An 18,754-nucleotide genomic window follows, 5' to 3' on the forward strand; every position below is an offset into this window, starting at 1 on the left:
GGTGGCGACACGGAGCGTCAGGCGCGGCCGGCCGGGACCTGGGGCCGTTGGATGTCCTCCGGGTGGGCCGTGTGCAGCACGGCCTCCTCGTGGGCGATGGTGCCTGCCGCGACGAGGGCGTTGATGCTGGTCTCAAGGGTCTGCATGCCGTCACGGTGGCTGGTCGAGACCATGTTGCGGATCTGTCGGGTCTTGCCCTCACGGATCAGGTTGCGGATCGCCGACGTGCCCACCAGCACCTCGAAGGCGGCCACCCGGCCCCCGCCGATCCGGGGGATGAGCGTCTGGTTGAGGATGCCGACCAGGGTGTGCGCCAACTGCAGGCGGATCTGTGGCTGTTGCTCGGCCGGGAACACGTCGACGATGCGGTCCAGCGTCTGCGACGAGTCGTTGGTGTGCAGGGTGGCGAACACCAGGTGCCCGGTCTCGGCGATGGTCAGGGCCGCGGAGATGCTCTCCGGGTCGCGCATCTCGCCGAGGAGCAGGACGTCGGGATCCTCGCGCAGGGCCGAGCGCAGCGCGGTGGGGAACGAGTCGGTGTCGGTGCCGACCTCCCGCTGGTTGACCGCCGAGCGCTTGTGCCGGTGCAGGTACTCGATCGGGTCCTCGATGGTGAGGATGTGCACGGACCTGTGCGTGTTGACGTAGTCGAGGAGCGCCGCCAGGCTTGTCGACTTCCCCGACCCGGTCGGCCCGGTGACCAGTACGAACCCGCGCGGCATGCCCGCCCACCCGATGACGACCGGGGGGAGCCCGAGCTGCTCGGACGACGGCACGTCGAAGGGGATGATCCGCAGTGCCAGCGCCGACGCGCCGCGCTGTACGAAAGCGTTCCCGCGCAATCTGGCCTTCTCCCCCCAGCTGAACGCGAAATCGACCTGCTTCTCCCGGCGGAACCGCTCCGTGAGTTCCCCGCCCAGCACCCCGGTCACCAGGCGGTCGACCTCAGGCTCGGTCAGCGCGGCTCCCTCGACCGGCCGCAGGGCGCCGTCGACGCGGAGGAACGGCGCCGATCCGGAGGTGAGCAGCAGGTCGCTGCCGCCCCGCTCCCACAGCTCACCGAGCAGACGGTCGATGATCGCGGAACTCGGCCCGGGCATGGTGGTCTCCAAGGTGGCGTGTGTGCTCATGGCAGGACCGTCCACTGCTTGACGGTGCTGGTGTGGCCGTCGAAGGACACGGCGGCCCGGACGAGCGGGCCGGACAGCAGATCGATCCGGGTGCCGCCGAGGTGCTCGGTCGCGCCGCCGCTCCCGGCGGTGACGGTGTAGGTCACGGTCAGCCCGGCCAGCTGGGCGGCTCCGGTCAGGCCGCACGGTGCCAGGTCGACCTGGTCGGTCACCGGGTCGTCCGAGCCGGAACGGACCGGCACGTCCAGTGAGTTGACGCCGGTGCAGGTGCTGCCGGTGAAGTCCACCGACATCTTCACTGACTCCACGTCGCCGTCGTCGAGGTGCGCCACCTGCAGGACGACATGGTCGAGCGGTCCGGTCGTGGCCGGTGGCGGCTGGGCGTAGCCGCCGAGCGTGAGGGAGGCCCGGCCACCCCCGGGGACGGTGGCGTCCGTGACGTCGACGGGCGCGCCGGGGGCCGGAGTGGTGAACCCGGTGACCGCGGTGACCGACGCCGGTTTCGCGGCCACGGCCGGATAGGTCGTGAACAGCACCGGCTCCGGTGGGATTCCGATCACCGGGCGGAGGTATCCGGCGGCCGGGCTGATGCCGAGACCGATGGTGCGGGCGATGATGCCGCGGGTGACGACCTGCGAGCTGACCTGGCTCATCGACAGGTCGACGGCAGCGGTCGGAGCGTAGACGGTGCCGTTGATCACCAGGCGGCTGTGAGCGGTGGCCGTGTCGGCGTCGTCGGTCGACTTCAGTACCGCGCAGCGGCTGCCCTCGGTGACGCAGCCGGACAGGGCCCTGATGGACGGGGCCCGGAACACGAGGTCGAGCTCGACACCGTCGAGCCGGTCGGTGGCGTCGGTACTGCCCTTGCCCAACTTCGCCGCGTAGCCGACAGCGAGCTCGGACAACTGGTCGTCCTTCGTGACCCCGCAGGCTCCGAGGTCGACCACGTCGACACCGAGTGCCCCTTCCTGGGCGGTCAAGGCGTGGTCCGTGTCGCAGGCGGTACCGGTGCCGGAGACGGTCAGCGCGGCCGTGGGTGGCTCCGGCGGCGAGGACCGCGGCGGGGTGGTGTCGTCGTCCTGGTGCGATACGCGCAGCATGACCCTGTCGAGCACCGCCCCCGCAGGCAGGGGCAGCATCGTGAACGCGCCGAGCCGGATCGACGCCGACGGGGTGGCCGTGGCGAGCGTCGAGGCCGAGGTGGCGGTGTCGATCGCCTGCGCGTTCTTGGGGTCGAGGAACGCGGCGGCGGTGGGCGTCGCGGTGCTCACCGCCTTGGTGGGCCGTACCGGGGTCGGGGGCCGGTAGGCCAGTTCCAGGGTGACGCCGTCGAGCTGATCGGTGGCGGTGGTGCTGCCCGCGCCGAGGGCGGCGGTGTACGTCACGACCAGGCCGGTCAGCTGGTCGGGTTCGGTCAGTCCGCAGGCGGCGACCAGGTCCAGGGTGTCGGTGGCCAGGGCGTCCTGGTGCGTGGCGAGCTTCTGCGAGGTGGTGCAGGAGTGGGGCAGGCCGGGTCCGGTCAGGGTGACCGCGGCCTTCGGCGCCGGTCCGCCGCCCGCCCCGGGATCGTCGCGGTGCGCGACGTGCAGCAGGGCCCCGTCCAGGACCGAACCGGGCGCCACCGCTGGGGTGTCGTAACCGCGGAGGTCGATGGTGGCGGTCGGCCGGGTGGCCGGGTCGAGGTCGGCGCGGGCCGTGTCGGCGCCGTCGATCGCCCTGGCGTCGGCCGCGGGGATGAACGCCGTCGACTCCGCGCTCGTCGCGGGCCGGGGCGGCGGCGGGTCGTAGACGACTTCGAGCCATATGCCGTCCAGGGAATCGGCGCCCGCGGTGCCGCCCGCCTTCAGCCCGGCGGTATAGGTCGCGGTCAGGCCGGTCAGCTGCGCGGGGTCGGCGATGCCGCATGCCTTCAGGTCGACGCGGTCGTCGCCCAGGCCGGCCCGCGCGGTGAGCGGCAGCGTGCTGCAACCGCCGTCGCCGCCCCCGGGGATGACGGCGATCCTGGGCGCTGCCGCGTCGACGGTCTCCCGATGGGCCACCCGCAGGACGGCGGAGTCGATCGTCGAGCCCGGCGGTACGGGCGGCAGACCGAACCCGGCCAGGGTGATCGACGCGGACGGGGCCGCCGCGGTCAGATCGGCGCCGGCCACCAACGGTGCCGGCTGTTCGCCGATCTCCAGGGCGTCGCCGGGATCGGTGCCCTGAGCGGTGAACCCGGTCGATGCGGTCACGGCCGTCGGCTTGAACGTGGTCGGTGTGCGGTAGGCGACCTCCAACCAGATGCCGTCCAGGCGTTCCGTCGCGGTGGTGCCGTCGGTGTCCAGGGTGGCGGCGTAGTCCACTGTCAGGCCGGTGAGCCGCGCCGGATCGGTGAGCCCGCACGCGCCCAGCAGGTCGATCGCGGGATCCGTGGCGAGCGCGGTGTGCCGGGGCAGGTCGTCGGTACGGCAGGTGTCTGTGCCGACGGCGGTGGTGACCTTCAGCGCGCCGGAAGCGGTCAGGTCACCGTCGTCCTCGTGCCTTACGCGCAGCTTCGCGCTGGTGATCACCGAGCCGGGCGGGACCTGCGGGGTGAAGCCGGTGAGCCGCATCGAGGCCGACCGGCGTTTCGCCGGGTCAAGGACAGCGTCGGCCGTGCAGCCCGCGGTGCCCGTCGGCTGCGAACACCCGGGCTGGGTCGGCTGTTCACCGCCGGTCAGAGCATGGCCCGGGTTGGCGAAGCCGGTGTTCGTGACCACCGCTGTCGGCTTCAGGGTATGTGACGCCTTCGGCGGCTTGACCCCGTACACCGCCAGCTGCTGCGCGTCCGGGGTCACCGGGGCGCACAGTTCTACGTGTCCACGGTCGACCTGGAAACGGCTGCCGCCGCCCAGCATGGCCTGGACGCCTTCGGGCCGCGTTCTGTCGCAGCCGCCGGGGTCGGGGACGGCCGGGCGTGTGGCGGCCCCAGGATCCCAGCCTGCCCGCGTGCCGCCGACCACGCTGACCGAGGGGTCGTCGACCGTCCAGACCGCGGTGCCGCCGGTGAAGGTGAAGTCGAAGTAGTAGGTACCCGGTTGCAGCCACACGACGATGTCGGGGCAATCGCCACCGGTGAGGCGGGTGAGAGCGCGGGCGTCGTCGTAGTAGCCGGGCCGCAACCGCACCAGCCAGGAACCGGCGGCGGGGCACGCGGGCACCGTCCGCCGGACCGGGACGGCCGTGGCGGGCGGGGTGTAGTCCGGGTCGGCGCCCACCACCTCGTCGGCGGGGGCCGACGGGGTGTCATTGGCGCAGTCGTGCACGTACGGCGCCTGAGTCGGGGGCAGTTGGGTCTGTGACACGGCACTGGAGCAGTCGCCGGCCGCGGACACATCGCCCGACACCACCATCGAGGCGCCGGCGCCGGTGGTGATGCCCGAGTGGGAGAACACGCTGCCCTGCACGCGCAGGCCGTGCGTGGTCGCGTTGATGCCGTCCTTCGCCGCCCGGCCCAGACTGCGCAGCGCGTCCTGCGGCTGAGTCGCACGCGTGGTCGCGGGAGACGCGTTGAGAGGGTCGCAGTGGACGGTCATCTGCCGGCCGTTGAGCGGCGGCGCGGTGTAGTCGGCGCACGGGCTGCCCTGCGAGAAGTTCTTGATCGCGAGCTGTGTGGCACCGTCCGCGCTGTAGCCCCGCTTGCCCTGGTCTACGTACACCCCCGCGGCTTTCAGCCCCGTGCCGGCGAAGGACAGGACCGACACGGTGACCAGGCTGAAGACGACGACGAAGGCCAGCGCGAGGATCAGTGTCGCGCCCTGTTCGTCGTCGCGCGGGCGCAGCGGATTGGGACGGCCGGTCATGACGCGCTCGCTCGTCGGACGGCGGTGAGGGCCGTCGGGGGCGCGGCGGGGTCGCTCTGCACGGTCAGTGTTACCTCCATGGGCGGGGTGCACGAGGTCTCGGCACCGCAGCTCAGAACCACCGGGTGGGTCGATGTGGCGTTGTCGAACCGGCCCAGCAACGTCGTGACGACACCTCCGTCGGTGCACGTCACCCGGTTGAGGGCGCCGGTCGGCCGGTCGTACGTGTAGACGACGTCGGTCCCGGGCCGGCTCAGGTGGACGATCACGGCGGTGACGCCGCATGCGGGGCCGGTCGTGACGTTGTCCGCGCTCTGCACGTCGCCGTAGAAGTAGCGGTTGAGCGTGCCCACCGCGCTGGTGGCGGCCACCCGCTTCTCGGTGCCCGCTGTGAACCGCAGACCGAGGATGATGGCCTTGGGCAGCAGCGCCCCGATGATGCCCACGATGACGATCGTGACCAGCAACTCGGTCAGAGTGAACCCCGACTCCGGGCGCGCGGTGGGCTGTTGTGCCGTCATGACAGCATCGACTCCCGCTTGACCACTTCGAGCGTCGCGTTTCTGACGGGGTGTGGGCCGGTCGCGTGCACGGTGAGTGTCACCTTCTGCACTCCGGTATCGACGGCCGGGCAGGTCCGGGCGAACGTGCCCACCCCGTCCCAGTACTCGATCTCGACGGTCACGGTGTACCCGGCCGGCGGCGTCGGGGTCTCGTAACCACTGGCGCAGGACACGTACGGGTCGCTGACGACCTTCTCGGCGGCGCTGCGGATCACCGAGTCTGCGCCGGTCACCCTGTGCTGTGTGACCGAGCTGATGATCGCGGTGCCGATGCCCCCGAGGATGGTCACGAAGGCAATACCCATGAGCACCACGGCGACGAGAACCTCGACCAGGGTCTCGCCCTCCTCGCCGCGTCGGAGCCGCGGCCGGCGTGCCGGGCCGGTCATTGGACGTCGACCTGGTTGTAGACGCCGTAGATCGCCGAGATGAGGGCGACGGCCACGAACCCCACGACGGCCCCGATCATGATCACCACGATCGGCTCGAACAGACTGGTCAGCCGCTTGAGTTTGTGCTGCAGCTCCTTCTCGTAGAACTCCGACACGTTCTCCAGCTGGTCGTCGAGGGTCCCGGTCTCCTCCCCCACGCGCATCATCTGGGTGACCGCCCCGGGGAACAGCTTGGTGCGGGCGATCGGCCGCGAGATACCGCCGCCTTCGAGCATCTCCATCTGTGCCGTCCCGATGGACCGTTCGTACACCAGGTTGTTGGCGCCCGCGCCGGCCAGGCTGAGCGCCTCCGTGATGGGCACCCCTGCCTTGATCATCGAGGTCAGGATGCGGCAGAACCGTTCGATGACCATGAAGCGGACCACATCGCCGACCACCGGCGTCGCCAGCAGGAAGCGGTCGCGCAGTACCCGTCCCCGCTCGGTCCGCAGACCGGCGATCACTGCCACCACGAGCGCGACGAGCACGCCGATGATGACCAGGTACCAGGCCGCGACGAAGTCGGTGAAGCCCAGCAGAATCCGGGTCGGCAACGGCAGTTCGGCATGGAACGACTCGAAGAACACCTTGAAACGGGGGAGTACGAAGATGACGAGGACGAGAACGACGGCGACGGCGAGGCCCATCACCAGGATCGGATACGTCAGGGCGGAGCGGATACTGCGCCGGCCCTCGACGTCGCGCTCGATGTAGCGGGCCAACTGGGCCATCACGACGTCGAGTTCACCGGTCGCCTCGGCCGAGCGGAGGACGGATATGTAGAACGGCGGGAGCGCCGCGGTGTGAACGGCCATCGAGGCGGCGAAGCTCTCGCCGAATCGCAGTGAGTCCATGACGTCGACGAGCACCTTGCCCAGCTTCTTGTCCTTGGTCTCGGCGCGGATGATCTCCAGGGCGTCCAGGATGGGCACTCCGGCCTTGATGAAGGCGCCCATCTGGCGGGAGAAGTTGCTCAGTTCGACCAGGTCGATCTTCGCCGCGGTGAGTTCGAGCTGCAGCAGGTTGCGGTTCGCGGCCTTGACCGACTCCACGTCGTAGCCCTGCCGGGCCAGGCTGTCGGTGACGCCGTCGACACTGGAACCCGTGAGCACGCCGGTGGCCCGCTTCCCGTCCGGGCCGACCGCGACGTACTTGAAGGTGGCCATGCCGGTGCCCTCCTGGTTTCCGGTGTCAGAGGTTCGCGTCGGGTGTCGGAGATTCGCGTCGTCAGTGTTGGGGGGGATTTATCGAGCCGGCCCTAGACCACGTACACGCTGGACATGATCTCGGCGATGGTCGTGACGCCCTCCTCCACCAGACGGACGCCCCCGTCCAGCAGGCTGTCCATGTGCTGCTCGCGGGCGGCCTTGCGCAGGCTGTCGACCGGCGCCTGCTCGACGAGCAGCCGCTTGACCGTGTCGCTCATCACGAGCAGTTCGAAGACGCCGATCCGCTCCTGGTAACCGGTCCGGGAGCAGAAGTTGCAGCCCCGGCCCTGCCAGAAACCGGTGTCGGTCGAGCCGCCGGCCTTCGCGAAGAAGGCCAGTTCGTCCACGGCAGGCCGGTAGGGCTCGCGGCACTGGTCGCAGATCCGCCGCACCAGCCGCTGGCTGACCACACCGGCGACCGTGGAGGTGATCAGGAACGGCTCGATGCCCATGTCGACGAACCGGTGCAGCGCGGAGCAGGCGTCGGCGGCGTGGATGGACGACAGGACGAAGTGGCCGGTGAGCGCGGACTCGACCGCGATCCGTGCCGTCTCCGCGTCCCGGATCTCGCCGACCAGGATCACGTCGGGGTCCTGCCGGAGGATCGAGCGCAGCCCGGTCGCGAACGAGACGCCCGCCTGGTCGTTGATCTGGATCTGGTTGACCGAGGGGACCACGTACTCCACCGGGTCCTCGATGGTGGTGATGTTGCGCTCGCTCTGGTTCAGCTCACCGAGCGTGGCGTACAGGGTGGTCGTCTTGCCGCTGCCGGTCGGTCCGCCGCAGGCGACCATGCCGTAGGGGGAGCGCAGCAGGGACGCGAACCGTTCGTACGTCGCGGCGGGCATACCGAGCTCGGCCAGCCGCAGCAGTGTGCGGTTGCTGTCGAGCAGCCGCAGTACCGCCTTCTCGCCCCAGATGGTGGGGGTGGTCGCGACCCGGATGTCGACCGACCTGCCGTCGATCTCGGTGGCGATCTGCCCGTCCTGCGGGCGCCGCCGGTCGACGATGTTCATGTTGGCCATGATCTTGATCCGGCTGACCAGGGACGGGCCCATGTTCTCCGGCAGGCTCAGCACGTCATGCAGCGCGCCGTCGATGCGGTACCTGACCCGGACCCGGTCGGCGTGCGGTTCGACGTGAATGTCCGAGGCCCGGTCGCGCAGGCCCTGGGTCAGCATGAGGTTGACCAGGTGCACGACCGGTGCGTCCTCGCTCACCACCCTGGCACCGGAACCGGCATGGCGGCCGGTCTCGGTCGCCTCGAAAGCCTTGACCAGGCTGCTGACGCCGGCCAGCGCCCGGTAGGTGCTGTCGATCGAGCGCCGGATGTCCGAGGGAGCCGCGATCGCCAACTGCACCTGATCCGGCGCGACAGCGCGTCCGATCTCGTCGAGCACACGCGGGTCAGCCGGGTCGCCCGCGGCGATCAGCAGTGTGCCGTCGGCCCGCCGCACCGCGACGACGCCCAGCGAGCGGGCCAGCGCCTCCGGCACCCGGGCGACCGCCTCCGGATCAGGTTCGCTCTGGCGCAAGTCGGCTACCGGGAAGTCGAGTTGAACCGACAGTGCCTCGATCAGTGACCGCTCGTCGACCATGCCGAGTTCGACCAGCAGCGCGCCGATTCGCTTGCCCGACGTCGACTGCTGCAGGAGCGCCTCGTCCACCTGTGCCGGAGTGAGCAGCCCGCGCCGCACCAGCAGTTCCCCCAGGCGCGGCCGTTTCTGTTTCTGCCCTGCGGGCGACGACTGCGCCGCGCCGGACGTCGCGTCCCTGACCGGTTCGTCCACCGGGGCCGGAGACGGCGCCGGGCCCCGCGCACCGTCGGGCAGGGTGCTGTCCCCGCCCGCAGGACTTGTCGTCTCCGCGCGGCGCCGGAGAAGCCGACGATTGGCCAAGGGGCCACCCCTTTCGTGCATCCAGACGTCCAGAACAACGGCCGGGTAGGCGCCGTGCGCACATCCGCACCGGCGGAACGTCAGTCGTTGATTAGTCAGCGGCATACTACTGCACGCCAACACGCTGTCATCCCCGTCGTGTTCGCGGCGACCGGCGCAGTTGCCCCTTGTGAGTCCCATGCTCGCTGAGTAGTCTGCCGCTGATTAATCAGGCTGTTACTATCACCCGGTTTTGCTCGCACCGGTCGCCGTAGATGGAGAAAGATGTTCACTCACCTGCAAGGCAAGTTGCGCCAGCGAATACGTGCACTGAACGAGACCGCGGAAGCCGGCTTCACGCTGATCGAGCTTCTCGTGGTCATCGTGATCCTCGGCATCCTGGCCGCCGTCGTCGTCTTCTCCGTCCGCGGCATCAATGACAAGGGCCAGGGCTCGGCGTGCAAGACCGACAAGTCCACGATCCAGACCGCGGAAGAGGCGTTCTTCGCCAATGGCAACAACGAATACGGCAGCATGGACGATCTGGAGAAGGGTGGGTTCCTGTCTTCCGCTTCCACCTTGTACGACGTCACGCTGAACGCCGACCACTCTCAGTTCGACGTCACGCCGAAGAGCGGGGCGGCCTGCGCCAACTACAAATAGCGGAGTCCTGAACCCGGCACCGTCGGCCGGCGGTCCCAGGTCGGCCGAGTTCGCCAGGTGGTATCGCGCGCGCCGGCCGGCGAACCGCGGCCGATGGCTTCGCCGGAAGCCAGTCGCGACCGGCGCGCGCGGTACGGCACCATTGCGCGCATGTCATCCATATTTGTCGTGATTATTGGTCTGTTGGGGCTCGCGGTGGGGTCATTCCTCAATGTCGCTGTCTCCCGGGTGCCGGCCGGCCGCTCGGTCGTACGGCCCCGCTCCGCCTGCCCGCGATGTGCCACACGGATCGCGGCCCGGGACAACATCCCCCTCGTGTCCTGGCTCTTGCTGGGCCGGCGCTGCCGTGCCTGCGCGGTACCCATCCCCGCGCGTTACCCGCTCATGGAAGCGCTCACCGCGACCCTGTTCATCGCCGAGGCGCTGCGCTTCGGCCGGTCGGAAGTTCTGCCGGCCCAACTGGTCTTCACCGCAGGGCTGTTGGCCCTGGCTGCCTGCGACGCCGAACAGTTCCTGCTCCCTCGGCGGCTGATATACCCGACCCTCGGGCTCACCGCCGCCTGTCTGCTCGCGGCCGCGGCGGCCACCGGCCAGTGGCATCGGCTCGGCGTGACCGCGGCATGCGGAGTGGGCGCATTCGCTGTTTTCCTCGCCCTGCACTGGGTGCGGCCGGCCTGGCTCGGATTCGGCGACGTGCGCCTGGCCGGGTTGCTCGGCACCGGGCTGGGCTGGCTCGGCCCGGGGCATCTCGTCTTCGCACTGCTGGCCGGCAGCGTCGCCGGGTTGCTGGTGGGCATCGCGCTCATAGTGGCGGGGCGAGCGACCCGCCACACCCGCCTCCCCTTCGGTGTGTTCCTCGCCGCCGGCGCCATCGCCGCGATCCTCGTCGGCGCTCCTGTCGTCCACTGGTACGAGAGCGTGAGCGGCCTGTACGCGATGGGTGCGCCGCCCGCAATGGTCCGCCACGGGTCATAACCCCCTGGGCCGGACGTCGGTCGCGGGCCGGGTGCCGCCACGGGCGGACCCGCGACGGTGTTTCGGGGACTACAGCGCCATGAGCGGCATAGGTGCCGCAGCACACACCACCGGTGACCGCCTACCCTGGTAACCATGGGACAACCTGATCTGCCACTCGCCGAGTGGATCGTGCTCGCACTCATGGCCGAACGCCCCAGCCACGGCTTCGCCATCGCAGCCCTCACCGCGGAGGGCGCGGAAATCGGTGAGTTCTGGTACATCTCGAGACCCATGGTCTACCGGTCGATCACGCGGCTGGTGGAGCGCGGACTGATCACGCCGGTCGGCGCCGAGGAAAGCGATCGCGGACCGCAGCGCATGATCTACGCCACCACCCGCTCGGCGAAGATGGCGGTCAGCCGGTGGCTCAGCGAACCGGTGGTCAAGCTGTTCGACATCCGCGCCGAGCTCACGTGCAAGCTTCTGCTGCTCCAGCGTCGCGACAGTAGCCCGGCTCGCCTGGTCGAGCGCCAACGGGCCGTCATCGGCGAGATCGAGGAGTCGCTCCGCGCCAAGGAGCACGCCGGTGACTACCTCGTCCGCGCGATCTATGCCTGGCGGCTGGAACACGTCCGTGCCGCGCGCCGGTTTCTCGACGCCGTCGACGTCGACTCGACGCAGCCGGCGGTCAAGACCGGCTGACGCCACGTTTCGTACCGTCCTGGCCGCGGTGTCCATGTCACCGTGGTGCGTGTACCGGTGAGACGGGCTCGGTGATCGCGTTCGCAATCGCCGAGCCCGCGACGCACATCAGCGTCTCCTGAGCAACCGCCGGACGCGATCGAATCCGTGCCCGGGAGCGGTCGGACCGGCGCCGGCGCCGCTCGTGCCGTTCACGATCCCGGTGTCGGTGGACATGGCGGCGCGAGCGAGGCGTGCGCAAGTGGATCTCCTGGGCAGGGGGGACGGCGGCCCGTTGCCCAGCCCTCCGGACTGCCTAGTAGCCGTAGGAGGCGAGAGTCGTCTGGATGGTGCTGTCGGTGTCCCACGTGGTGGTGAACAGGTTGGTCCAGGCATCCGCTGCGCCGGACTTGCCGCCGGTCAGGGCGACGCCGTACTGCTCGATGTCCCCGTAGTCCGAGTATGCGCTCGAATCGACGTCGGTCCATGTGTTGGGGTCATCGCCCGTGGTGCCGTTCAGCGAACTCGACGTCCAGCTCACGTGCATGACATTCGACTTCGCGACAAGACCCAGCTGGGTGTTCCCGCCGGCGTTCGCAGTCACCGCGCCACGTACCTGGCTGATCCCTGATTCCAGGCGCACCTTGCAGGCCGTACCCGCGCTGTCGCACGCGCTTCCGGTGAACACGTTCTGGCCCGCCCCGCTGGTGGTCCACGTGAACCCGTTCTGGATCAGCGCCTGCTTGGACGCTGCACCGAACGGCGCGGAAGCGGGGTCGGCGACGGCGATGCGGTGCCCACTCGTCGCGAGCCAGCTCACCACCCCCGGTATCGTCGTGGGCGCGCCGCCGGAGACGGGCGACGCGTCGCACCGGGGCGACTGCGCCTTGCCGTTACCGCTGCCATCGGCGTCCGCGCCGGCCGCCAGCGGCGGGGTCCCGGCGTTTGACGGGTCATCACCGTGAGTCGCGCCCGCCCAGTTGCCGCTGCAGCTGTAGATCGCCAGGTGCCCGATCGCCACCGGATGCTTGCTTGAGACCAGGCCGTTGCACTCGACGCCCCCGCCCGCCGTGCACGTCCCGCCGACCGATGTCGGGATGACCGCGTCCGCATTGGTTTCGTCCGCCGACAGGAACGCGTCAATGTGCAAAGGCCCATCGACGCAGTTGTCCGACGTAGACGGATCGCACGTGGTGTAGGGGCCGGCGCCCTTCAGCTGCTGACGCAGGCTTCCCGACGTGATCCCCCGCATCGTCGACGTATCGATCGTCGGCTTGTTCCAGAACCCGCCGATCTGCGATGCGCCATTCGCCGTGAATGGCGTGAACGACCCACCCGACTCGATCGCACCCTTCATGTCCTTCGCCGCGGGGTACATGTTGTTCGCGATACCGACCTGCGAATCCGTCGAGGCGAACGCTGTTGATGCCGTGACGGTGATGAGCGCCGTCGCGAGGGCACCCACCGCGAACGCGTTCCGTACCCGGCGCATCGCGGTGAAGCCGGAGTTCTGACCACTCCGGGGGTGTCTGGGTCTGAGTTGCATCTGCTACTCCTACGTTGATCCGGTTGGCGGCGGCTGCCGCACGGGCACCTTGCCGGCAGGAGTGGGCAGATGTCCGAGAACTCCTGGACATCCGCGTGGTTTCCCGGCATGACGGTGCCTCACACGCCTAGATGGTGCGCACTCGGCACCCCAGTAGTCAATGATTGACAACCTTGCCCGCTCTGGATGTAATGCACCTATCCAGCCTGCAGCGGGCCGGCGGCCGCGTGCTGTCGGCTCGCCGCAGGACGCATGGGAGGGGCTGGCGGCACGATGGGCAGAGGCATGCAATGGCACTGTTGAGCAGACTTTGGCGCTCGCGCACGACCAGGTGGGGTGGGTTGGGCCTCGCGGTGGTCGCGGTGGCCCTCGTCGTCGTGGTGCTGGTGCGCGGTGGGTCGGATGCGGACGCCTCAGCGCGGAAGTCCGACCCCGAGTGGTGCACGCCGGGCACCCAGCGCACCGCGCTCTGCCCGCACAGCAAGGTGTTCGACGCCAAGCTGTACGCCATCCACGGCAACGCCTTCGAGTGCATCAATTTCGCCAGTCAGGCGGATGCCCAGGCGGTGCTGCGGGCCAACCCCAGCGATCCGAACCACCTTGATGACGGAGGCGGCGTCGCGTGCCGTGGACTGCCCGAACCGCGCGACACCAAACCGGTCTCTGCCGCCGCACAGCATTTCACGTGCCGTTCTGGCGACACGCGCAGCGCGCTCTGCCCGCAGCGGAAGCGGGCCTTCGACGCTCGCTACTTCCTGCGCTACGGCAATGACGCCTACGACTGTTCGGACTTCGCCAGCCAAGCGGACGCGCAGGCCGTCCTGCGTTTCGCACCGGCCGACCCGAACCACCTCGACGGTGACGGAAAGGGCATCGCCTGCCCTGATCTGCCGGGACCGAAGGATGTCCAGCCCGTGCGACGGGGAACACGGTGACGCGGCAACGGCTCGCGCGTGTGCTCGGACTGAACGTGCCCCATCGATCGAAGGAAACCCCGACTGCCATGACATCGGACCAGTGCCGGTTCTCACTGCGTGCCAGAAGCCAGGACGGCTTCACACTCATCGAGTTGCTCGTGGTCATCGTCATCCTTGGCGTCCTCGCCGCCATCGTGGTGTTCTCGGTCAAGGGCATCGGTGACAAGGGCCACAAGAGCGCGGTCGCCGCGGACGCGGCCACCCTGCGTACAGCGGAAGAGACCTTCTGCGCGAAGCACGGACACTACGGGACAGCCGATGATCTGAAAGATGACGGGCTGCTCCGCGGCGATCCGGTCTACAACATGGTGATGGTCGGTGCGGAGAACAAGTGCGGTCGAGGTGAAAAGTCGTCGTTCACGCTGAATGACACTTCCGCACCGACGGAGGTCGGAGCGGACGCAATCAAGGCGGGCACGACCCCGGTCGACCTCGCTGTCGATGAGAAGGACAATCGCGTGTACGTCGTGGCTGAAGGCAGCAACGACGTGACCGTGATCGACGGCAACACCGACGCCGCGATCGGTAGACCGATTGATGTTTCCAGCGCTGTGTCGAGCCCAACCACCATCGCGGTGGACTCCGACACGGGGAGGGTCTACGTCGGGGGTGCGGGCGGCGTCGCGATCATCGACACGAAGAACGCCGATCAAGTGACCCATGTCAGCGGCTTCGCGACAACCGTCACTGGGCTGGGCGTCTCTCCCGAGAACGGCGAAGTGTATGTCGGCGGTGGCGGCCAAGCCCCCTTGGAGGTTGCCTACATCGCGGCCGGCAGCTCGTCGGCGAAGGCGATCCCACTGCCTGCTCCAGGACTTGGCGTCGCTCCCTCCTTTTCCTTTGACTCCGTGCACCACGCGGTGTACCTCGTGAAGCAGGGTTTCGGCAAGGGAGATGCAGCCGACATCGGCCTCTTCGCCATCTCGTCGCAGACCCATGAGGCCGAGATCGCAGCGGATTTCGCGGCGCAGCCGGGCTGCGGCAACAAGGCCGGGAAGGTCCTCCTCCAAAACTCCGCTGTTACCGTCACCGCTGTCGATCCCGTCCGCAACCTCGTCTACCTCCTTGCCAAGACGTGCGTTCCGAACCCCGGGGATCCCTCGGGTACGCGGCAAGGCGTCGCAACAACGATCGCCATCAATCCGAGCGACCACAGTTCAACAGCGATCGACGACCCGTGGGGGACGCCCTACATCCCCGTCTCCGTGATCTACAACCCGGCGGCAGGGTCGGTCTACGCCTACTTGGACGGTGGAGATGGAGCGAACTGCGGCGGTAAGGGGGGCCGCATCGACCGAATCGTCGGTACGAAGGTCACTGGGCTAGCACCAGTCTGCAAATCGTCAAATGCCTACGGGAGCCTGGGGCGCAAGCTAGCCCTGCTGAGCAACTTCAACAGGATCTTCGTCGCGCAACAACAGGACTCTGCAGCGCCGGGCGGCCTCGGGGTGGCCGACGGCGGCACGCTGCTGAGTCAACCGCCGCTCGGTAAGGGCCGCAAGTTCGGCGCCTTGGCCGCGAACAACACCACAGGAAAGGTGTACGCGGTCGATCCGGACAACGGAACCGTCGCGGTCTTCCGGACAGGATCGGCCTAGGACCATGCCGGACCAGCCACGCACCCTCCACAAGGGCCCTTACCGCCGGTTACGACCCGGGCGTCGTACCTCCATCGCGGCGGCGGTCAGCGTGATCGCGGCGATCACGCTGACCGCGTGCGGTGACAACAGCCCTCCGAAGCATCCGTTCGACGTCGCCCCCTATGTGCACAAGGGGCACGTGGTCACCTGCGACGCGTTCAAGACCCAGGCCGAAGCGCAAGCGGTGTTGCGAGCGGATGCACTCGACCCGAACGGACTCGACCGGGACGGCGACGGCATCGCGTGCCCGACCCCTCTCCGGGCCGACGGACAAGAAGCCGGTCCACCGCGACTTCATGACCGACAAGGACGGCGCGCCGATCATCGCGCCGCTCAAGTCGCCGTCGGCGTAGCAGCAGTGGAAGCAGCCATGCCCGGCACGGATATCTCGGTTGCCGTGGCCGCACCCATGCCCGCAGTCACCCACCGGCCACCTCCGCCGAGAAGAACAGGAAGTTCGGCAGGTGGAGGTAACTGTCGATTGCTGGAGTGGTGCGCCTGGTCTCCGCAGCTACCGCAGGGTCGAGCCCCGGCTCGGCGATCTCCCGCAGGCGGCAGCCGAGGGACGCCAGTTCGTTGAGGTAGGCCGAGAGCGGCCGGTGGTAATCGGATGCGACGGGACTGACGATCTCGTACTCCTCCAGGTACCGCTCCACCCGGTACGCGCCGTGCTCACGCCACGTACTGAACAACTGCTCGAAAGCCGGGTGGACCACGGCGAAGACCAGCCGGCCTCCCGGGCGCACCGCGTCGACGCAGGCGCGCATGGCGGGCTTCCAGTCGGGAATCGCCATCAGGACCATGCTGCACACCACCGCGTCGAAGGGACCGCCCAGGTCAGGCAGATGTGCCAGATCCGCCTGGACGTAGGTGATTCCCTGCCTCAGCCCGGCTTCCTTCTCCCGCGCGAAGGCGGACATGCTGTGCGTCGGCTCGACTCCGACCACCTGCGCCCCGCGCTCGGCGAGGATGCGGCTGAAGTACCCGTTCCCGCACCCCGCGTCCAGCACCCGCCGGCCGCGGACGTCGCCCAGCAGCCGCAGCAGGGTGGGGTTCACCAGGTGCCTTTTTGGCGAAGTCCCCGTCCTTCGCCGTCGCCTCCATGACCTCGCGTGTGGCGGATGAGTCCCACTGCTCGATCGCGCTCTCGTTCGTATTGTTGGATGTCATTCGCGCGAGCCTAGAGGCGCCGTGAAACAAGGTACAGAAGGTACAGCTGGAGATGAGCCACGGTTCTGGGCATCCTGTACGTGGGGGAGTGCAGGGCGACGACGAACGGCGGAGCAGCATGAGCGACGGAGCGCGGGCGGCGGGCCCGGACCCGGACCCCGGGCTGTTCGGTCCCGGGTCGGTGACCTGGCAGGTACACGCGGACCCGGTCATGTGGATCGCCGGGGTCCGCGCCCTGTACCTCCAGGCGCTGCACCCCCGCGCGGTCCGCGGCGTCATCCAGAACTCGGACTTCCGGCGGGACGCCTGGGGACGGCTGCTGCGCACCGCGAGCTTCGTCGGCACCCTCACCTACGGCACGACCGGGGCCGCCGAGCAGGCGGGCGCCCGTGTCCGCCGGATCCACGGTTTCCTCGGCGCCACCGACCCCGCGACCGGGGAGCGGTACGGCGTCGGGGAGCCGGCCCTGCTGCTCTGGGTGCACTGCGCCGAGATCGACTCGTATCTGAGCGTCCTGCGCCGCTCCGGCGTCCCCGTCAGTGACGCCCAGGCCGACCGCTACATCGACGAGAACCGGCAGAGCGCCCGGCTGGTCGGGCTCGACCCGGCCGATGTGCCCGCAGACCGGGCCGCACTCGCCGCGTACTTCGCCTCCGTACGCCCCGAACTCGCCGCGACCGCGGAGTCCCGCGAGGTCGATGACTTCCTGCGCAGGCCCCCCGTCCCCGCCGTGCTCGCTCCGGCGCGCGAGGTGATCTGGCGGCACGTGGCCGCCCTCGCGTACGCCGCACTGCCTCCGTACGCCCATGAGCTCTACGGGAGACCGGCGCCGGGCCCGGAGACCGTGAACCGCCGGCTCACCGCCACCGGAAACGCCCTGCGCTGCATCCCCGACCGGCTGCGCTGGCAGCTGCCACCTGGCCATATTCTGGGGGCCATGGCGCGGCTGGGCCCCGGCAGCCGTCCGGCACCGTACAAACTCCGGACACCGGACGCCATACTGGACGGGCCGGGGAGGGCGCAGCGAGGCGACGGGGGCGACAGCACGAGATGGCGGACACCAGGCTGATCCACGGCCGGTACCGGCTGCTCGAACCGATCGGGCGCGGCGGCATGGGCGAGGTGTGGCGGGCTCTCGACGAGTCGCTGGGCCGTCATGTCGCCGTCAAATGCCTCAAGCCGCTGGGGCCCCAGCACGACCAGTCCTTCATCCGGGTGCTGCGCGAGCGCTTCCGCCGTGAGGCGCGGGTCGCGGCCTCGCTCCAGCACCGCGGGGTCACCGTCGTCCATGACTTCGGTGAGTACGAGGGCGTCCTGTACCTGGTCATGGAGCTGCTCGACGGCCAGAACCTCAGCCAGCTCCTCGACGCGAACGAGCGGCGGCCGCTGCCGGTGGCCGACGTCGTCGACATCGCCCGGCAGGTCGCGTCCGCCCTCGCGTACACCCATGAGCAGGGCATCGTCCACCGGGACCTGAAGCCCGCCAACATCATGCGGCTCACCGACGGCACGGTGAAGATCTGCGACTTCGGCATCGCACGGCTGGGCCACGACATCGGTTTCACCTCCCGGCTCACCGGCACCGGCATCGCCATGGGCACCCCGCACTACATGTCGCCCGAGCAGATCGGCGGCGGTGAGATCGACCACCGCAGCGACCTCTACTCGCTGGGATGTGTGCTGTACGAAATCGCCACCGGGGCACCGCCGTTCGACCTCGACGACGCCTGGGCCGTGCTCGTCGGCCACCGGGACACCGTGCCCGAGCCGCCGCGCAGCCACCGGTCCGAACTCCCCGATTTCCTCGACCGGGCCGTCCTCGGCCTGCTCGCCAAGACCCCGGACGAGCGCCCGGCTGACGCCAGGGAGCTGGGGCTGCTGCTCGGTCCTGGGACCCCGGCCGCGGGCCTGGCCGCGACCGCCGTGCTGGGAGCGGTGCACCTGCCGCCGAGTCTGCCGCCGCTGCCGCCCTGGACCCGCTCCATGACCACCGGCCACAAGGCCACCGGCACCTGGACGGTCACCTCGACCCCGACCGACCGGGCGACCGCGCTCACCGGCGAGTGGACGACCGCCGGACCCCCGCGCGG

The 18,754-nt window shown here is 69.4% G+C and carries 16 protein-coding genes; 8 read left to right on the forward strand and 8 right to left on the reverse strand.

Annotation, left to right across the window (positions count from 1 at the left end; genetic code table 11):
• Positions 1-17: 17 nt before the first annotated feature.
• The 6 genes from G3I19_RS10065 to G3I19_RS10090 form a co-directional block, all read right to left on the reverse strand.
• Entirely contained in the window at positions 18-1,130 is a 1,113-nt protein-coding gene (locus G3I19_RS10065; protein ID WP_239074121.1) for a type IV pilus twitching motility protein PilT, read from the reverse strand.
• Positions 1,127-4,951, reverse strand: a complete 3,825-nt coding sequence (locus tag G3I19_RS10070) for a hypothetical protein (RefSeq protein ID WP_164262293.1) — start codon at positions 4,949-4,951, stop codon at positions 1,127-1,129. The genes G3I19_RS10065 and G3I19_RS10070 overlap by 4 nt, the downstream gene beginning before the upstream one ends.
• Complete coding sequence (locus G3I19_RS10075; protein WP_164262295.1) at positions 4,948-5,472, reverse strand: type II secretion system protein; 525 nt, start codon at positions 5,470-5,472, stop codon at positions 4,948-4,950. Before G3I19_RS10075 ends, G3I19_RS10070 begins: the two co-directional genes overlap by 4 nt.
• Complete coding sequence (locus G3I19_RS10080) at positions 5,469-5,903, reverse strand: type II secretion system protein (RefSeq protein ID WP_164262298.1); 435 nt, start codon at positions 5,901-5,903, stop codon at positions 5,469-5,471. Before G3I19_RS10080 ends, G3I19_RS10075 begins: the two co-directional genes overlap by 4 nt.
• Positions 5,900-7,111 (reverse strand): type II secretion system F family protein, encoded by a 1,212-nt coding sequence (locus G3I19_RS10085; protein WP_164262300.1) that lies wholly within the window; start codon positions 7,109-7,111, stop codon positions 5,900-5,902. Before G3I19_RS10085 ends, G3I19_RS10080 begins: the two co-directional genes overlap by 4 nt.
• Before the next feature lie 92 nt (positions 7,112-7,203).
• Positions 7,204-9,051, reverse strand: coding sequence for a GspE/PulE family protein (locus tag G3I19_RS10090; protein ID WP_239074122.1), 1,848 nt, complete (start codon positions 9,049-9,051; stop codon positions 7,204-7,206).
• A 264-nt stretch (positions 9,052-9,315) separates the two neighbouring features.
• On the opposite strand from G3I19_RS10090, the gene G3I19_RS10095 reads away from it, so the two are divergent.
• The 3 genes from G3I19_RS10095 to G3I19_RS10105 all read left to right on the forward strand — a co-directional run bounded on the left by G3I19_RS10095 (position 9,316) and on the right by G3I19_RS10105 (position 11,352).
• Positions 9,316-9,693: a prepilin-type N-terminal cleavage/methylation domain-containing protein gene (locus G3I19_RS10095; RefSeq protein ID WP_164262302.1), complete on the forward strand. Its 378-nt coding sequence runs from the start codon at positions 9,316-9,318 to the stop codon at positions 9,691-9,693.
• A gap of 150 nt (positions 9,694-9,843) precedes the next feature.
• Positions 9,844-10,668, forward strand: coding sequence for an A24 family peptidase (locus G3I19_RS10100; protein ID WP_164262304.1), 825 nt, complete (start codon positions 9,844-9,846; stop codon positions 10,666-10,668).
• 135 nt (positions 10,669-10,803) lie between these two features.
• Positions 10,804-11,352: a PadR family transcriptional regulator gene (locus G3I19_RS10105; protein WP_203599396.1), complete on the forward strand. Its 549-nt coding sequence runs from the start codon at positions 10,804-10,806 to the stop codon at positions 11,350-11,352.
• Between the two features lie 295 nt (positions 11,353-11,647).
• On the opposite strand, the gene G3I19_RS10110 is transcribed toward G3I19_RS10105, so the two are convergent.
• On the reverse strand, positions 11,648-12,877 hold the full coding sequence (locus G3I19_RS10110) for a hypothetical protein (protein ID WP_203599397.1): 1,230 nt from the start codon (positions 12,875-12,877) through the stop codon (positions 11,648-11,650).
• Between the two features lie 341 nt (positions 12,878-13,218).
• Between G3I19_RS10110 and G3I19_RS10115 the strand changes: the two genes are divergently transcribed.
• The 3 genes from G3I19_RS10115 to G3I19_RS10130 all read left to right on the forward strand — a co-directional run bounded on the left by G3I19_RS10115 (position 13,219) and on the right by G3I19_RS10130 (position 15,847).
• Positions 13,219-13,812, forward strand: coding sequence for an excalibur calcium-binding domain-containing protein (locus G3I19_RS10115; protein WP_164262306.1), 594 nt, complete (start codon positions 13,219-13,221; stop codon positions 13,810-13,812).
• Between the two features lie 68 nt (positions 13,813-13,880).
• Positions 13,881-15,452: a prepilin-type N-terminal cleavage/methylation domain-containing protein gene (locus tag G3I19_RS38060; RefSeq protein ID WP_164262308.1), complete on the forward strand. Its 1,572-nt coding sequence runs from the start codon at positions 13,881-13,883 to the stop codon at positions 15,450-15,452.
• A 239-nt stretch (positions 15,453-15,691) separates the two neighbouring features.
• Positions 15,692-15,847: a hypothetical protein gene (locus G3I19_RS10130; RefSeq protein ID WP_164262244.1), complete on the forward strand. Its 156-nt coding sequence runs from the start codon at positions 15,692-15,694 to the stop codon at positions 15,845-15,847.
• A 66-nt stretch (positions 15,848-15,913) separates the two neighbouring features.
• Here the strand turns inward: G3I19_RS10130 and G3I19_RS10135 are convergent, their stop codons facing one another.
• Positions 15,914-16,552, reverse strand: a complete 639-nt coding sequence (locus tag G3I19_RS10135) for a class I SAM-dependent methyltransferase (RefSeq protein WP_343235045.1) — start codon at positions 16,550-16,552, stop codon at positions 15,914-15,916.
• 230 nt (positions 16,553-16,782) lie between these two features.
• On the opposite strand from G3I19_RS10135, the gene G3I19_RS10140 reads away from it, so the two are divergent.
• The gene (locus tag G3I19_RS10140) at positions 16,783-17,733 is read left to right on the forward strand and encodes an oxygenase MpaB family protein (RefSeq protein WP_164262311.1); all 951 of its coding nucleotides are present in this window, start codon (positions 16,783-16,785) and stop codon (positions 17,731-17,733) included.
• Positions 17,715-18,754: serine/threonine-protein kinase (locus G3I19_RS10145; RefSeq protein WP_164262313.1), on the forward strand; the 1,040-nt coding region annotated here is incomplete at its 3' end. The genes G3I19_RS10140 and G3I19_RS10145, both read left to right, overlap by 19 nt.

Source organism: Streptomyces sp. SID10853, from assembly GCF_010548145.1.
Classification (GTDB): domain Bacteria; phylum Actinomycetota; class Actinomycetes; order Streptomycetales; family Streptomycetaceae; genus Streptomyces.

Bases quoted from the DNA above. Each gene is read 5' to 3' on its own strand.
- G3I19_RS10065 (WP_239074121.1), bottom strand. From the start codon at position 1,130: ATGAGCACACACGCCACCTTGGAGACCACCATGCCCGGGCCGAGTTCC.
- G3I19_RS10070 (WP_164262293.1), bottom strand. From the start codon at position 4,951: ATGACCGGCCGTCCCAATCCGCTGCGCCCGCGCGACGACGAACAGGGC.
- G3I19_RS10075 (WP_164262295.1), bottom strand. From the start codon at position 5,472: ATGACGGCACAACAGCCCACCGCGCGCCCGGAGTCGGGGTTCACTCTG.
- G3I19_RS10080 (WP_164262298.1), bottom strand. From the start codon at position 5,903: ATGACCGGCCCGGCACGCCGGCCGCGGCTCCGACGCGGCGAGGAGGGC.
- G3I19_RS10085 (WP_164262300.1), bottom strand. From the start codon at position 7,111: ATGGCCACCTTCAAGTACGTCGCGGTCGGCCCGGACGGGAAGCGGGCC.
- G3I19_RS10095 (WP_164262302.1), top strand. From the start codon at position 9,316: ATGTTCACTCACCTGCAAGGCAAGTTGCGCCAGCGAATACGTGCACTG.
- G3I19_RS10100 (WP_164262304.1), top strand. From the start codon at position 9,844: ATGTCATCCATATTTGTCGTGATTATTGGTCTGTTGGGGCTCGCGGTG.
- G3I19_RS10105 (WP_203599396.1), top strand. From the start codon at position 10,804: ATGGGACAACCTGATCTGCCACTCGCCGAGTGGATCGTGCTCGCACTC.
- G3I19_RS10110 (WP_203599397.1), bottom strand. From the start codon at position 12,877: ATGCAACTCAGACCCAGACACCCCCGGAGTGGTCAGAACTCCGGCTTC.
- G3I19_RS38060 (WP_164262308.1), top strand. From the start codon at position 13,881: ATGACATCGGACCAGTGCCGGTTCTCACTGCGTGCCAGAAGCCAGGAC.
- G3I19_RS10130 (WP_164262244.1), top strand. From the start codon at position 15,692: ATGCACTCGACCCGAACGGACTCGACCGGGACGGCGACGGCATCGCGT.
- G3I19_RS10140 (WP_164262311.1), top strand. From the start codon at position 16,783: ATGAGCGACGGAGCGCGGGCGGCGGGCCCGGACCCGGACCCCGGGCTG.